The following is a 15,369-nucleotide window of genomic DNA, read 5'->3' as shown; positions in this document are numbered from 1 at the left end:
GATCGACGAGTGAGCAATGGCGAAGCACTCGAAAACCGTATTTCCGAAGACCAGTCGGACGGAGACCACAGCTCCGGCCGGCACGAGAACGGCGCGGCCACCTCGCCGCGATCTCAGGCCGTCGCGGTCGCCACCAACATCCCGGGCGCTCCCCCTGCAGCTACCAAGGCAGAGCTACCCGAATTGCTCGTCGGACTTCCCGAGGATCGTTACCTCAACCGCGAACTCAGCTGGCTCGATTTCAATGCCCGTGTTCTCGCATTGGCTGCCGACGAGTCACTGCCGTTGCTCGAACGCGCAAAGTTCCTCGCCATCTTCGCTTCCAATCTCGACGAATTTTTCATGGTCCGGGTCGCCGGACTCAAGCGCCGCGACGAGACGGGACTGTCGGTCAGGTCCGCCGACGGCCTCTCCCCACGCGAACAATTGGCGCTCATCGCGCGTCGCACCCAGGAACTCGCTGACAAGCACGCACACGTGTTTCTCGACTCGGTCCGCCCTGCCCTGGCGGCAGAAGGCATTTCAATTGTTCGATGGGCCGACCTCAGTGCCGACGATCACGGCCGGCTCTCGGCGCATTTCCACGAGCAGGTCTTCCCGGTACTGACGCCGTTGGCAGTCGATCACGCCCACCCGTTCCCCTACATCAGCGGACTGAGCCTCAACCTCGCCGTGACAGTGAAGGACTCCGTCACCCGCGGCGAACACTTCGCTCGCGTCAAGGTTCCCGACAACGTCGGCCGGTTCGTGCGAGTCAAGAGCACGACATCTTCGTCCACCATCGATTCTTTCCTCCCGATGGAAGAACTGATTTCGGCTCATCTGGACGTGCTGTTCCCCGGAATGGAAATCGTCGAACATCACGCTTTCCGAATCACACGCAACGCCGATTTCGAGGTCGAAGAAGATCGGGACGAGGATCTGCTGCAGGCACTCGAACGTGAATTGGCGCGTCGTCGTTTCGGTTCACCCGTTCGCCTCGAAGTTGCCGACGACATGACCGAGCACATGCTCGAACTGCTTCTGCGTGAACTCGACGTCGATCCGGCCGACGTGATCGAGGTTTCCGGTCTCCTCGACTTGTCCTGCCTCTGGCAGGTTTACGCCGTCGACCGCCCCGCTCTCAAAGACGCTCCGTTCGTCCCGGCGACGCATCCGGCGTTCGGTGAACGCGAGACTCCGAAGAGCGTGTTCTCGACCCTGCGCGAAGGCGACGTGCTCGTCCACCACCCATACGACTCGTTTTCCACAAGCGTTCAACGCTTCATCGAACAGGCCGCCGCCGACCCGCAGGTGCTCGCGATCAAGCAGACCCTGTACCGCACTTCCGGCGACTCCCCCATCGTCAATGCACTGATCGACGCCGCCGAAGCGGGCAAGCAGGTTGTCGCGCTGGTGGAGATCAAGGCCCGCTTCGACGAGCAGGCCAACATCAAGTGGGCACGCAAACTCGAGCAGGCCGGCGTTCACGTCGTCTACGGTCTCGTCGGTCTCAAGACTCACTGCAAGACGTGCCTCGTCGTCAGACGAGAGGGCTCGACCATTCGTCGTTACTGCCACATCGGCACGGGCAACTACAACCCGAAGACCGCGCGCATGTACGAGGACGTCGGATTGCTCACCGCAGCACCGGAGATCGGTGCAGACCTCACCGACCTCTTCAACTCGCTGACCGGATACTCCCGAAAGACGAGCTACCGCAACCTTCTCGTAGCGCCGTACGGGGTTCGCCGCGGGATCATCGAGCGGATCGACAACGAGATCGCTCACAAGCTCGCAGGCCGCGATGCCGGTATCCGCTTGAAGGCCAACGCATTGGTCGACGAGCAGGTCATCGACGCGTTGTACCGCGCATCCAAGGCCGGTATCCCCGTCGAGATCGTGGTCCGCGGAATCTGCGCGCTCAAGCCGGGCGTTCCCGGCCTCAGCGAAAACATCGAAGTACGTTCCATTCTCGGACGCTTCCTCGAACACTCGCGAATGTTCCATTTCCGCTCGGCCGACGAATTCTGGATCGGCAGCGCAGACATGATGCACCGCAACCTCGATCGCCGCGTCGAGGTCATGGTGCAGGTCAAGGACCCGAAACTGTCGAAGCAACTCGGTGACATCTTCGACTCCGCGCTCGATCCCCGAACTCGCTGCTGGGTACTGCATCCGGACGGGAGTTGGGTCGCTGCCCCCGAACGCGGTGAGGACGTACGTGAGCATCAACAGTCGTTGATGCGCAGCCGCACCGCCAGCGGGTCTTGACGGGCTCGGATCACACAATGAGCGACAAGCCGGTCAAAGCCAACATCTTTGCCGCAGGCGCGGTTCTGTGGCGGAAGGCTCCTCAGGATCCTTCCGCCATCGAGATCGCCGTCGTACATCGACCGAAGTACGACGACTGGTCATTCCCCAAAGGAAAGCTCGATCCCGGCGAAACCTTCTTGACCGCAGCAGTTCGCGAGGTCCGCGAAGAGACCTCGATCACCGGACGTTTCGGAAGGCACCTCGGTGGCGTGACGTACCCGATCCCGGGACATCGCAAACTCAAACGGGTCGAATACTGGTCGGCCGAAGCAGTGGACGGAGATTTCGGGCCGAATAGCGAAGTGGATGTTCTCTATTGGCTTCCGGTCACCGAGGTCGCCGATCATCTTTCCTACCCGATGGATCGAATGATTCTTCGCCGCTTCGTTTCCCTTCGGCCTGACACGAAAACGGTATTACTCGTCCGCCACGCAAAAGCTGGAAGCCGTAAGCGATACAAGGGCGACGACAACGTGCGTCCACTCGACGCCAAGGGCAAAGAGCAATCCGCCGCCTTGGTCGAACAGCTGAAAATCTTCGGAGCCGATTCGGTTTTCGCGGCTGACCGTACGCGCTGCATCGACACTGTGATGCCATTGGCGGAGGCATTGGGTGTAGAGATTTCGACGGAACCTCTTCTGACCGAAGAAGGTTACGAGGCCGATCCCGACGCCGCCAGGGCGCGTGCGCTGCAGATCGCCGCACTGGAGGGCACTCCCGTAATCTGCAGCCAAGGAGGCGTCATCCCCGATTTGATGCGCTGGTGGGCTGATACGGCCGGTGTAACACTGCCCTCGGCGCGCAACCGTAAGGCGAGCACTTGGGTGCTCTCGTTCCTCGACGGCCGTCTGGTCGCCGCGGATCACCTCGACAGCCCGCTCCCCAAAGTCGCCAACTCCTGAGGGATTTGGACCAACCGACACCCAGCTCGATTCGGTAGTTTTGCAAAGCACTGAAACACAGGAGAATTCACACTTCTCCCAGACAGCAAAAAAGAGGTGCAGCCGCGGATCTGATCCGCGGCTGCACCTCTTTGTCTTACGGCATCGGGTTTTTCACCCGAACGCGACTACTTTGCGCGCTTGGCCGGAGCCTTCTTGGCCGGAGCCTTCTTGGCTGCGGTCTTGGCGGGGGCCTTCTTGGCCGGAGCCTTCTTGGCCGGAGCCTTGGCTGCGGTCTTGGCCGGAGCCTTCTTGGCGGGAGCCTTGGTGGCAACCGTCTTCTTGGCTGCGGTCTTGGCCGGAGCCTTCTTGGCGGGAGCCTTGGTGGCAACCGTCTTCTTGGCTGCGGTCTTGGCCGGAGCCTTCTTGGCGGGAGCCTTCGCGGCAACCGTCTTCTTGGCTGCGGTCTTGGCCGGAGCCTTCTTGGCCGGAGCCTTCTTGGCTGCGGTCTTCTTGGCAGCAGCCTTCTTGGCTGCAGCCTTGGTGGCCGGTGCTGCTACGCCACGCTTGACTGCCGGGCCGGTGGCCGGAAGCTTCTGTCCACCAGCGATAACAGCCTTGAACTGCGCACCCGGACGGAAAGCCGGAACCGACGTCGGCTTGACCTTGACGGTCTCGCCCGTACGCGGGTTGCGTGCAACACGTGCTGCACGACGACGCTGCTCGAAGACTCCGAAGCCGGTAATGGTCACGCTCTCGCCACGGTGGACGGCGCGGACGATGGTGTCCACGACGTGCTCCACTGCGTCGGTCGCTGTGCGCCTGTCCGAACCCAGCTTTTCAGTCAGAACATCGATGAGCTCTGCCTTGTTCATTGAAATTCCTCCGCTAATTGTGGTCCACCGTCGGACCGACTGAGAACCACGGTAAACCTGATAACGGCAAGAGTCTATGTGCCACGCCAATTCTCATTCAACGTGACTGCGAAATGGTGACCTATTTCTCTTCCCGCGCGGAGTTGCGGATTTCGGTTCAGCCCTGCGAAATTCGGGCTGGAAGGGTAGTCGGTTTCCATGAAGGCCTTGACTTTTCGAACTCGGAAATCGCGTCTACCTGCCGCAATGTCAGTCCGATGTCGTCGAGACCCTCCAGCAGACGCCACCGTGTGTAGTCGTCAATATTGAACGGCACCACCGTAGTTCCGGCGCTGACGGTCCGATTCTCGAGATCTACTGTCAATTCCAATCCGGGCTGCTCTTCGAGCAACTTCCAGAGCAATTCGACGTCGCTCTGCTCGACCTGTGCCGCTACGAGACCGGCTTTTCCGGCGTTTCCGCGGAAGATGTCGGCGAACCGGGAAGCGATGACGACCCGAAATCCGAAGTCGGAGAGAGCCCACACGGCATGCTCACGCGAAGAGCCCGTGCCGAAATCGGGACCGGCCACGAGGACACTTCCCTTGTCGTACGGAGCCAGATTGAGAATGAAGTTGGGGTCGGTACGCCAGCCTGCGAACAGTCCGTCCTCGAATCCGGTGCGCGTCACCCGTTTCAGGTACACGGCAGGGATGATCTGGTCGGTATCGACATTCGAGCGTCGCAGCGGGACGCCGATACCCTTGTGCGTGGTAAAGGATTCCATCGAAATTCTCCTCGAGATGGTAAGTGGGTCAGACCAGATCGGCCGGTGCCGAGAGCGTTCCGCGGACCGCCGTGGCAGCCGCGACGAGCGGGGAAACCAGATGGGTCCGGCCGCCTTTACCCTGTCGGCCTTCGAAATTCCGGTTGGACGTCGATGCCGAACGCTCGCCGGGAGCAAGCTGGTCAGGGTTCATTCCCAAGCACATCGAGCAACCGGCCTGGCGCCATTCAGCCCCTGCCGCTGTGAAGATTTCACCGAGACCTTCGCTTTCGGCTTGAGCCCGCACCCGCATCGAGCCGGGAACGATGAGCATCCGAACGCCCTCTGCCACATGGCGACCCTCGAGCACCTCCGCCACTGCGCGCAGGTCTTCGATGCGTCCGTTGGTGCACGAACCGACGAACACGGTGTCGACAGAAACATCCCGAAGCGGCATACCGGCGTCGAGACCCATGTAGGTGAGCGCCTTCTCGGCTGCCTGACGCTCGCTCTCGTCGACGATCAGTTCGGGATCAGGCACACGGTCGCCGAGCGGCGCACCCTGTCCCGGATTGGTTCCCCACGTGACGAAAGGCGTCAATGCGCTTGCGTCGATGTGAACCTCGTTGTCGAATTCCGCGCCCTCGTCGGTCTTGAGCAACTCCCACGCGGCGACGGCTTCGTCCCACTCTGCGCCGGACGGTGCATGCGGACGGCCCTTGATGAACTCGTAAGTGGTCTCGTCCGGTGCGATCATGCCCGCGCGGGCTCCGGCCTCGATCGACATGTTGCAGATGGTCATACGAGCTTCCATCGACAGTTTGCGAATGGCCTCGCCGCGGTACTCCAGTACGTAGCCCTGGCCGCCGCCGGTGCCGATCTTGGCGATGACTGCGAGGATCAAGTCCTTGCTCGTGACGCCGGGAGGCAGCTCGCCGTCGACCGTGATCGCCATGGTCTTGAAGGGGCGCAACGACAATGTCTGCGTTGCCATCACATGCTCGACCTCGCTGGTGCCGATTCCCATTGCGAGCGCACCGAATGCGCCGTGCGTCGACGTATGACTGTCGCCGCACACCACGGTGGTTCCGGGCTGCGTCAGGCCGAGCTGCGGTCCGACCACATGCACGATGCCTTGGTCGAGATCGCCCATGCGGTGCAAGCGAACTCCGAACTCCTCGCAATTTCGGCGCAAGGTGTCGACCTGAGTCTTGGACACAGGATCTGCGATCGGCTTGTCGATGTCGATCGTCGGAACGTTGTGGTCCTCGGTGGCAATCGTCAGGTCGGGACGGCGCAACTGGCGTCCCGACAGGCGAAGTCCGTCGAATGCCTGGGGGCTCGTCACTTCGTGAACGAGGTGGAGATCGATGTAGATGAGGTCGGGATCCTGCCCCTCCCCTTTCACGACAACGTGGTCGTCCCACACCTTCTCGGCGAGAGTGCGTGCTTTCTGTGCCATGTCTTCCACCTCTGTACGTAGCCTCGCGTCGGCGGACTACGGGCTGGCCCGCCGCGCGTGAAGTAGGTCCCCAGCCTTCACAGCAGATGCAGACTGTCCCGAGGAAATGCGCTATCCCTCCAGGAAATGCGGTAGCATCCCACTATGCGAGAACCTGGTATCGACCTATGAGACAGCATAGCGGCATCGGCGTCCTGGACAAAGCAATGGGCGTGCTTCATGCAGTAGCTGAGGAACCGTGCAGCCTCACCGAACTCTGTGCACGAACCGGTTTGCCGCGCGCGACCGCCCATAGACTCGCCGTCGGTCTCGAAGTCCATCGACTCCTCACTCGCGACTCGGACGGTCAGTGGTGCCCAGGGCCCGGACTCGCCGAACTCGCTGCCACCGCTAATGATCCACTCATTGCTGCGGCCGGACTCATCCTCCCCCGCCTTCGCGAAATCACCGGCGAAAGCGTCCAGCTGTACCGTCGCGAAGGCACACAACGCATCTGCGTCGCGTCGATGGAACCACCGACCGGCCTGCGTGACACGGTGCTCGTCGGAGCCCGACTGCCGATGAACGCCGGATCCGGCGCCAAGGTCCTTCTCGCATGGGCAGATCCACAAACCCAACGGACCGTCCTCGCCGATGCGTCGTTCGGCGAACGAGTGCTCCTCGAGGTTCGCCGGCGCGGCTGGGCACAGAGCGCGGCCGAACGTGAGCCCGGTGTCGCCAGCGTCGCGGCTCCCGTCCGAGACTCGGCAGGCGCTGTCATTGCCGCGATTTCGGTCTCCGGCCCCATCGATCGGATGGGTAGACGACCGGGAGCCCGCTGGGCGGCGGACCTTCTCGCAGCTGCCGAAGCGCTCCACAAGCGTCTGTAATTCGTGACACAGTAAGGCCTTCAGATCCTCGAGCACGTAGGAGTACGACGCGACCATGGCAGGAAAGCAGCGTAGTCAGATCACGATGACCGAGGCCGAAATCTCGAGCTTCGTCGAAAAGAGCCGTACGGCAACGATGGCGACGTTGAGCGCCGACGGAATGCCTCACCTGATCGCGATGTGGTTCGCGATAGTCGACGGCGAAATCTGGTTCGAGACCAAAGCCAAGTCGCAGAAGGCCGTCAATCTTCGCCGGGACGCCCGAATGTCCGTCCTGATCGAAGACGGTCAGACGTACGACACGCTCCGAGGAGTCTCGATGGAGGGTACCGGGGTCATCGTCGAAGATCCGGAAGCCCTCTTCGCTGTGGGAATCAGCGTCTGGGAGCGGTACACGGGCCCGTACACCGACGATCTCCGCCCGGCCGTCGACGCGATGCTCCACAAGCGCGTCGCGGTACGGTTCGTTCCCGATCGAACTCGTTCGTGGGATCACCGCAAGCTCGGGATGCCTGCGATGCCTCTTTCCGGCTCTACCGCACCGCCGCCGCAGCCCTGAGGTTCGTGAGCGGAAAAATCACGAGCAATCGAATTCGGGCCGGCGTAGTTTCACCAACAGGCCCAACAACAAGGAGTGAGCATATGAGCGATCTCGACAGCAACACCCCGTCCGAACCCGAATCCCAATCGGAGGAAACCAAACGAAAGTTCCGTGAGGCCCTCGAACGGAAGAATCATCAGAACGCCAAATCGACCGACCATCGCGACGGACAGTCCAAGGTCCACAACACGCATGGCCCGGCCGATCACAAGCGAGAGTTCCGCCGTAAGAGCGGATAACCGATCGCGGACAACAGAGTGAGATGACGATCACCCCCAGTCGAATTCGACTGGGGGTGATCGTTTTTCGCATCGCCGGAAACATTTCCCGCACATACGAAAAGACCCCCGATCAATGATCGGAGGGTCTTTCCTTTGTAGCCCCGACGGGATTCGAACCCGCGCTACCGCCTTGAGAGGGCGGCGTCCTAGGCCGCTAGACGACGGGGCCAGGACACGCTTTTAAACGTGGTATTTCAGTCTTGCTCTTGGATGCTCAGCAAGCTTAGCTTGTCTGAGTCCGGCCACAAAATCGACCGGATTTCCGCTGGGGTACCAGGACTCGAACCTAGAATGGCGGTACCAGAAACCGCTGTGTTGCCAATTACACCATACCCCAAGGTCTTGCTCACCAGCCTTGCTCGATCCGCTTCGCTGTTGTGCTCGGCGGCTCGTCTCCGGCCGAAAAGAAGATTACCAGTACCCCTGCCCCAAATACCAAATCGTATGGTCACAGGAGGTTTTTGCTTCATTTTCGGCCGGAAGACCGTCCGATCTAGGCGGTTACCGCTGCCCTACCGGCGCGCAACCGAGCGAGCGAGACCTCACGACCGAGCAATTCCATCGACTCGTACAGCGGAGGGCTGATGTGAGAGCCCGTGATCGCGACCCGAACCGGAGCGAAGGCCTTACGCGGTTTGAGCTCCAGATCCTCGATGAGGGCCTTCTTGAGTGCTTCCTCGATACTGGCCGCCGACCACTCTGAGATGGCATCGAGCGCCGCAAGAGACGCGTCCAGAACCGGACCGGCATCTTCCTTCAAGTTCTTTGCCGTCGCGGCCGGATCGAGAGCAAACGACGCCTCGTCGACGAACAGGAATTTCAGCAGATCCCACGCGTCGGACAGGACGACGATGCGCGTCTGCACGAGGTCCGCCGCAACAGTGAACGTCGCTTCGTCGACGTCGGCGCCGATGTGTCCGTGCTCCACCAGGAACGACTTCAGACGACCGGCGAAGTCGGCCGGCTCGAGCAGACGAATGTGCTCGGCATTGATCGCGTCGGCCTTCTTCTGGTCGAAGCGGGCAGGATTGGAGTTGACCTTGGAGACGTCGAAGGCCGCAACCATCTCGTCGAGCGAGAAGACATCGTGATCGTCGGCGATGCTCCACCCGAGCAGAGCCAGGTAGTTCAGCAATCCCTCGGGAATGAAGCCCCGATCGCGGTGGATGAAGAGGTTGGACTCGGGATCGCGCTTGGAAAGCTTCTTGTTGCCCTGACCCATCACGAAAGGCAAGTGCCCGAACGACGGTGTGAAATCGGCGACACCGATACGAATCAATGCCTCGTACAACGCGAGCTGACGCGGAGTCGAGGACAGCAGATCTTCGCCGCGCAGTACATGGGTGATCTTCATCAACGCGTCGTCGACCGGGTTGACCAAGGTGTACAGCGGAATGCCGTTGCCGCGAGTCAGCGCGAAGTCCGGAACGGTGCCTGCCTTGAACGTGGTCTCGCCCCGCACCAGGTCGTTCCAGGTCAGATCATGATCGGGCATCCGGAGGCGGACGACGGGCTTGCGCCCCTCGGCGATGTAGGCAGCGCGCTGCTCGTCGCTGAGCTCGCGATCGAAGTTGTCGTATCCGAGCTTCGGATCGCGTCCGGCCGCCTTGTGTCGCGCTTCGACCTCCTCGTTCGTCGAGTAGGACTCGTAGGCCTCGCCCGCGGCCAGCAACTTGGCAACAACGTCGAGATGCAGGTCGCGACGCTCGGACTGGCGATACGGTGCGTGCGGCCCACCGACCTCCGGGCCTTCGTCCCAATTGAGCCCCAACCAGCGGAGGGCGTCGAGGATGGCCTGGTAGGACTCTTCACTGTCGCGCTGCGCATCGGTGTCTTCGATACGGAACACGAATGTGCCGCCGTGGTGTCGTGCGAATGCCCAGTTGAACAAGGCGGTGCGCACCAAACCCACGTGCGGGGTTCCGGTGGGTGACGGACAGAAACGGACGCGTACTTCGCTGTTGGTCATGGCTCACTTGGCTCGGCGATGATGGATGGTCGTACTACAGGTTAGTCCGGCAGCCCTTCCTCCATCCGGCCGATCACTTACCCGGCAGGACGTTGATGCGTGTCATGTCGCCGTCGTAGTAGGCCAGCAGTCGCTTGTCCATGACCTTTCGCCACAGCGGCGGCACCCACGCGCAGACGATCATGACTGCGTAACCCGCTGGAAGTTGCGGCGCTTCGGCCGCACTTCGCAGGCTCTGGTACCGCAGACGCGGATTCGCGTGATGGTCGCTGTGACGCTGAAGTTGATAGAGGAACAGATTGCTGACGACGTGGTCGCTGTTCCAGCTGTCCTCGGGCGAGCACCGGACGTACGAGCCGTCAGGCCGCTTCGCACGTAGCAAGCCGTAGTGCTCGAGATAGTTGGCGGTCTCGAGGAACGTGAAGCCTGCAATTGCCTGAACGGCGAGCCACGGCGCAATTTCCCAGCCGAACGCGGCGATCAGACTGCCGAACAGAACCACACTCATCGCCCACGCGTTCAGGATGTTGTTGCGGTAACTCCACGTCCGTCTCCCCTGACGCCTCAGACGAGCGCTTTCGATCCGCCATCCCGAGCGCAGGCCGCCGATGACGCTGCGAGGCAAGAAGAACCAGAAGTTTTCCTTGTACCGCGAGCTGGCCGGATCCTCCGGCGTCGCGACGCGGACGTGATGACCATGGTTGTGTTCGACGTAGAAATGGCCGTAGAAGGACTGCGCGAGCGCTACTTTCGCGAGCCACTTCTCGAGCTTCTCACTCTTGTGCCCCAATTCATGCGCCGCGTTGATCCCCACACCGGCAACCACGCCGGCAGTCATCGCGAGCGCGAACTTCTCCCCCGCCGCCATCGGCGCGTTCACCCAACACCACGCGACGAACACCAGCCCGACGTATTGGAGGGGCAGGAACAAGTACGTGCACCAGCGGTAGAAACGATCCTCTTGCAATTCAGGGATCGCTTCGTCCGGTGGGCTGTTACCGTCCTCGCCCGCCAGGAGATCGATCAGGGGAATGACGATGACGATCAGCCACGCCCCGATGGCCCAGAAGAGCCCGAGACTGAATTTGTCGACCAGGAACCACGCAGCGAACGGGCTGAGAGGAACCAGCAAACCCAGTGGCCACAGGTAGCGCTTCTTGTCTCGCCACACCGGCCGCTGCCCGTTCCGCGCTTGCCCTGCCGCTGTCCGGGAGGCTTCCGCGAAGGTCGTCATGTATCACCACGTTTCTGCGCAATCCACTCGATTGCCCCATCGGCTTCTATCCAGTTATCGGTCACCCTACTGCTCAGCGTTACATTTCAGGGAATTTGGTCTGTTACGGGCCGCGACAGCAAACCGTATGGCGAACTCTCCCAACCTGGCCAAATCCGACATAACGCCAGGAGGATCAGAGGCGAAGCTTCGCCTGGGTCATGAAACCCGCAGGTCAGTCCCGGAGCCTGATTTCTTCGAGTCGGTTGGCAATCCCGATCAATCCACTGGCGATAGTTACCATCTTGCAACTTTTCTGCGACAGACACCTCTCGACCTCACACCACGACGGAGGCCCCATCCGGTTGGATGGGGCCTCCGTAGTCGCGTGACTGAACGAACCGGGTCAGGATCAGCTCTTGGCGGTCACCGGGTTCGTGAGCGTGCCGATCCCCGAGACCGTGACCGACACGGAATCGCCGTCGACGATCGGGCCTACTCCGGCGGGGGTGCCGGTGAGGATGACGTCGCCAGGCAAGAGAGTCATCACCGCCGAGATCCACTCGATGATCTTCGGAATGTCGTGGAGGAGAAAAGCCGTGCTGCTGTCCTGCTTGACCTGACCGTTCACCTCGGTCTTGATGTCGACGTCGGACGCATCCAGACTGGTTTCGATCCAGGGGCCGAGTGGGCAGAAAGTGTCGTGGCCCTTCGCGCGCGTCCACTGCCCGTCGTGACGCTGATGATCTCGCGCCGACACGTCGTTGGCGATCGTGTAACCGAGGACCACGCTCAACGCCTTCGCCGCCGGAACGTCCTTGCACGGTTGACCGATGACGACCGCGAGTTCACCCTCGAAGTGCACCTCGTTCGAGGTGGGAGGCAAGACGATCGGGGCACCCGGGCCAACTATGGACGTGTTGGGCTTGAGGAAGATCACGGGGTCCGCGGGAGCCTCTCCGCCCATCTCCGCGATGTGATCTGCATAATTCTTGCCGATGCAGATCACCTTGCTGGCGAGAATCGGAGCCAGCAGACGGACATCGGCGAGCGGCCAACTTCGGCCGGTAAATGTGGGGTTCCCGAACGGGTGCTCCGCAATTTCCTTGGCGACGAGGGCATCCTCTTCACCTTCGATACTGACGAACGCAACACCATCGGGACTGGCAATTCGACCAAGACGCATGCCGGCCAGTCTATCGGGGTGCCGGAAACGACTGACGCGCGCAAGCCGAAAGGCTCACGCGCGTCAGTCTCGTGAAAGAATTCCTTACAGCGCTGCAGTGATCCGGTCGCCGATCTCCGTTGTGGAGATGGGACCTTCGCCGCGGGTAGCCAGGTCGGCAGCGACCACAGCCTCTACCCGAGCGGCGTCGTCCTCGCGTCCGAGATGGCGAAGAAGCAGTGCGGCCGAGAGGATCGCGGCGGTGGGATCAGCGATTCCCTTGCCGGCGATGTCCGGAGCACTGCCGTGAACGGGCTCGAACATCGACGGGTTGGTACCCGAGGCATCGATGTTTCCGCTTGCGGCCAAACCGATGCCACCGGTTACGGCGCCGGCGAGGTCGGTGATGATGTCACCGAAGAGGTTGTCCGTGACGATCACGTCGAAGCGCGACGGGTCGGTGACCATGTAGATCGTGGCCGCGTCGATGTGGCAGTACGCGGTTTCGACGTCCGGGAACTCGGCACCGACGGTCTCGATTGCACGCGTCCAGATTGCGCCCGCGTTGGAGAGCACGTTGGTCTTGTGAATCAAGGTGAGGTGCTTGGACCGGGTCTGCGCCAAGGCAAATGCGTAACGCACCACGCGCTCGGCCCCGAACCAGGTGTTGATCGACACCTCGGTTGCGATCTCGTGATCGGTGCCGACGCGGATCGCTCCACCGTTTCCGGTGTACGGACCCTCGGTGCCTTCACGAACCACGACGAAGTCGATCTCCGGCTGGGCCGCCAACGGCGACAGCGCACCCGGATACAGCTGTGCGGGGCGAAGATTCACGTGATGATCGAGCTGGAAGCGCATGTTCAGCAGCAGACCACGCTCGAGGATGCCGGGTGCGACGATCCGCGGATCACCGATGGCGCCCAACAGGATTGCGTCGTGCTGACGAATCTGGTCCAGCTCGTCCGCCGGGAGCAACTCGCCGGTGGCGTTGTAGCGACGGGCACCGAGATCGTATTCGGTGGTTTCCAGATCCGGAACCAACTTGCCGAGCACCTTGAGCGCTTCGGCTGTGACCTCGACGCCGATTCCGTCACCCGGAATGACCGCAAGCTTCATGGAGTCCTCATCTCAGTAGAACTGTGCGCCTTTATCAACCGCGGGCGGTTGATAAAGGCGCACAGCAAAAACAATCAGGAAAGGTCGACCTGGGCGACGCGAGCGTCGAGCTGCGAGACGATTGCCTCGACCTCGGCGTCACCGACGACGCGATCGACGCGCAAGATGACAGTTGCGCCTTCGCCTTCGGCATCCTGGCTCAGTGCTGCTGCGAGGATGTCGACGCCCGCGTTTCCGAGGACGGTACCGAGGACACCGAGAACGCCCGGGCGATCGCTGTAGTGAACGACGATGTTGTGGCCCTCGGCGCGCAGGTCGAAGCTGCGTCCGTTGATGTTGACGATCTTCTCGACCTGCTGCAGACCGGTGAGTGCGCCCGTGACCGACGTGACCGTGCCGTCGGCGGCAACTGCACGCACCTCGACCGCGCTGCGGTGAGCAAGAGCCTCCGAGTGCTTCTCGACCGACACGGTCACGCCGCGCTGCTCGGCCAGTGCCGGAGCGTTGACGAACGTGACGGCCTCATCGCTGCTGGCGGAGAACACGCCGCGCAGTGCAGCCAGGCCGAGGATGTCGACGGTTTCGGCAGACAGCTCGCCGGTGGCGACAACCTGCACGGTCTGCACAGCTTCGGGCGACAACGTCGCAGCGAGGAGACCGAGCTTGCGGACGAGCTCGAGCCACGGAGCAACTTCTTCGCCCACGGGGCCGCCGGAGACGTTGACAGCCTCGGGAACGAATTCGCCTGCCAGAGCGAGGAGAACACTCTTGGCCACGTCGATACCTGCGCGGTCCTGAGCCTCGGACGTCGATGCTCCGAGGTGCGGGGTGACAACGACGTTGTCGAGCTCGAAAAGCTTGGAATCGGTGCACGGCTCGGTGCTGAACACGTCGAGACCGGCGCCTCGGACCTTGCCGGAGACGAGTGCGTCGTAGAGCGCATCTTCGTCGATCAGACCACCGCGAGCGGCGTTGACGATGATGACGCCGTCCTTGGCCTTGGCGAGGCGCTCGGCGTTGATCAGGCCGGCCGTTTCCTTGGTCTTGGGCAGGTGCACGGAGATGAAGTCGGCACGCTCGACGAGCTCGTCGATGGTGACCAGTTCGATGCCGAGCTGCGCTGCGCGCGCTGCGGGCAGGTAGGGGTCGTACGCGATGATCGTGGTCTCGAACGCAGCGAGACGCTGCGCGAAGAGCTGGCCGATGCGGCCGAGTCCGACGACACCGACGGTCTTGCCGAGGATCTCGACACCGTTGAACTTGCTTCGCTTCCAGGTGTTCTCACGCAGAGTCTTGTCTGCTGCGGGAATCTGGCGAGCGGTCGACATGAGGAGCGCGACAGCGTGCTCGGCAGCGGAGTGAATGTTGGAGGTCGGTGCGTTGACGACCATCACGCCGCGCTCGGTGGCTGCGGGGATCTCGACGTTGTCCAGGCCGACACCGGCGCGGCCGATGATCTTCAGCTTGGTGCCGGCAGCCAGAACCTCGGCGTCGACGGTAGTGGCGGAACGGACGAGAATCGCGTCGGCCTCGGGTACCGCGGCGAGCAGCGCCGGGCGGTCGGGTCCGTCGACCCAACGCACCTCCACACCGTCACCGAGCGCCTCGACTGTGGACGGCGCGAGCTTGTCGGCGATCAGAACAACGGGACGGCCAGGCTGGCTCACGTGCAAACTCCCTGATTAGGTGGGTGTGAAGGTGGTTTAACCACCGATAGTTTAGTGCGCGCTCACTTGGAATCCACAACGCGGTAGGCAATACCACATAGTGGACACATTCGCGGGCAAATTCTCGATGGAATATGAATCCGGACTCAGACGACCCGGAAAACGACTCCGGCCCAATGCCGCGCTGGTTCAACGTAATTGAACCGGCGCGGCATCAGGCCAGTGGA

At 61.9% G+C, this 15,369-nt stretch carries 13 protein-coding genes and 2 tRNA genes; 5 read left to right on the top strand and 10 right to left on the bottom strand.

The window, feature by feature from the left end:
• Positions 1 to 9: 9 nt before the first annotated feature.
• Together EHW12_RS11710 and EHW12_RS11705 are read left to right on the top strand one after the other, a co-directional pair.
• A complete protein-coding gene (locus EHW12_RS11710; RefSeq protein ID WP_003942685.1) occupies positions 10 to 2,253 on the top strand; it encodes an RNA degradosome polyphosphate kinase in 2,244 nt (747 codons plus the stop codon).
• Positions 2,254 to 2,270: 17 nt separating this feature from the next.
• Complete coding sequence (locus EHW12_RS11705; RefSeq protein WP_007729338.1) at positions 2,271 to 3,197, top strand: NUDIX hydrolase; 927 nt, start codon at positions 2,271 to 2,273, stop codon at positions 3,195 to 3,197.
• A 167-nt stretch (positions 3,198 to 3,364) separates the two neighbouring features.
• On the opposite strand, the gene EHW12_RS11700 is transcribed toward EHW12_RS11705, so the two are convergent.
• The 3 genes from EHW12_RS11700 to leuC form a co-directional block, all read right to left on the bottom strand.
• Entirely contained in the window at positions 3,365 to 4,051 is a 687-nt protein-coding gene (locus EHW12_RS11700) for an HU family DNA-binding protein (RefSeq protein ID WP_047271271.1), read from the bottom strand.
• Positions 4,052 to 4,208: 157 nt separating this feature from the next.
• Positions 4,209 to 4,817: a 3-isopropylmalate dehydratase small subunit gene (gene leuD, locus EHW12_RS11695; protein WP_003944724.1), complete on the bottom strand. Its 609-nt coding sequence runs from the start codon at positions 4,815 to 4,817 to the stop codon at positions 4,209 to 4,211.
• Positions 4,818 to 4,845: 28 nt separating this feature from the next.
• Positions 4,846 to 6,267 carry a 3-isopropylmalate dehydratase large subunit gene (leuC, locus tag EHW12_RS11690; protein WP_125050668.1) on the bottom strand — a complete coding sequence of 474 codons (1,422 nt, stop codon included), beginning with the start codon at positions 6,265 to 6,267 and terminating at the stop codon, positions 4,846 to 4,848.
• Positions 6,268 to 6,425: 158 nt separating this feature from the next.
• Between leuC and EHW12_RS11685 the strand changes: the two genes are divergently transcribed.
• The 3 genes from EHW12_RS11685 (at position 6,426) to EHW12_RS11675 (ending at position 7,967) form a co-directional block, all read left to right on the top strand.
• Positions 6,426 to 7,127: an IclR family transcriptional regulator gene (locus EHW12_RS11685; RefSeq protein WP_007729342.1), complete on the top strand. Its 702-nt coding sequence runs from the start codon at positions 6,426 to 6,428 to the stop codon at positions 7,125 to 7,127.
• Positions 7,128 to 7,182: 55 nt separating this feature from the next.
• Positions 7,183 to 7,686: a PPOX class F420-dependent oxidoreductase gene (locus tag EHW12_RS11680; protein WP_003944740.1), complete on the top strand. Its 504-nt coding sequence runs from the start codon at positions 7,183 to 7,185 to the stop codon at positions 7,684 to 7,686.
• An 83-nt stretch (positions 7,687 to 7,769) separates the two neighbouring features.
• Positions 7,770 to 7,967, top strand: coding sequence for a DUF5302 domain-containing protein (locus EHW12_RS11675; RefSeq protein WP_007729345.1), 198 nt, complete (start codon positions 7,770 to 7,772; stop codon positions 7,965 to 7,967).
• Positions 7,968 to 8,105: 138 nt separating this feature from the next.
• On the opposite strand, the gene EHW12_RS11670 is transcribed toward EHW12_RS11675, so the two are convergent.
• From EHW12_RS11670 to serA, 7 genes are all read right to left on the bottom strand, one after another.
• A tRNA-Glu gene (locus EHW12_RS11670) sits at positions 8,106 to 8,178 on the bottom strand.
• 96 nt (positions 8,179 to 8,274) lie between these two features.
• Positions 8,275 to 8,346: transfer RNA gene (locus tag EHW12_RS11665), tRNA-Gln, on the bottom strand.
• Positions 8,347 to 8,502: 156 nt separating this feature from the next.
• Complete coding sequence (gene gltX / locus EHW12_RS11660) at positions 8,503 to 9,978, bottom strand: glutamate--tRNA ligase (protein ID WP_047271269.1); 1,476 nt, start codon at positions 9,976 to 9,978, stop codon at positions 8,503 to 8,505.
• 73 nt (positions 9,979 to 10,051) lie between these two features.
• On the bottom strand, positions 10,052 to 11,212 hold the full coding sequence (locus EHW12_RS11655) for an alkane 1-monooxygenase (RefSeq protein ID WP_030535413.1): 1,161 nt from the start codon (positions 11,210 to 11,212) through the stop codon (positions 10,052 to 10,054).
• A gap of 391 nt (positions 11,213 to 11,603) precedes the next feature.
• On the bottom strand, positions 11,604 to 12,377 hold the full coding sequence (locus tag EHW12_RS11650; RefSeq protein WP_003944722.1) for a fumarylacetoacetate hydrolase family protein: 774 nt from the start codon (positions 12,375 to 12,377) through the stop codon (positions 11,604 to 11,606).
• An 84-nt stretch (positions 12,378 to 12,461) separates the two neighbouring features.
• Positions 12,462 to 13,475 (bottom strand): 3-isopropylmalate dehydrogenase, encoded by a 1,014-nt coding sequence (locus tag EHW12_RS11645; protein WP_003944691.1) that lies wholly within the window; start codon positions 13,473 to 13,475, stop codon positions 12,462 to 12,464.
• A gap of 74 nt (positions 13,476 to 13,549) precedes the next feature.
• A complete protein-coding gene (gene serA, locus EHW12_RS11640; protein ID WP_003944758.1) occupies positions 13,550 to 15,142 on the bottom strand; it encodes a phosphoglycerate dehydrogenase in 1,593 nt (530 codons plus the stop codon).
• Positions 15,143 to 15,369 lie beyond the last annotated feature (227 nt).

The organism is Rhodococcus sp. NJ-530 (genome assembly GCF_003860625.1).
GTDB lineage: Bacteria > Actinomycetota > Actinomycetes > Mycobacteriales > Mycobacteriaceae > Rhodococcus_F > Rhodococcus_F qingshengii.
Note: the sequence above shows the minus strand (reverse complement) of the source record. Positions and strands in the feature narration are given on the sequence as shown.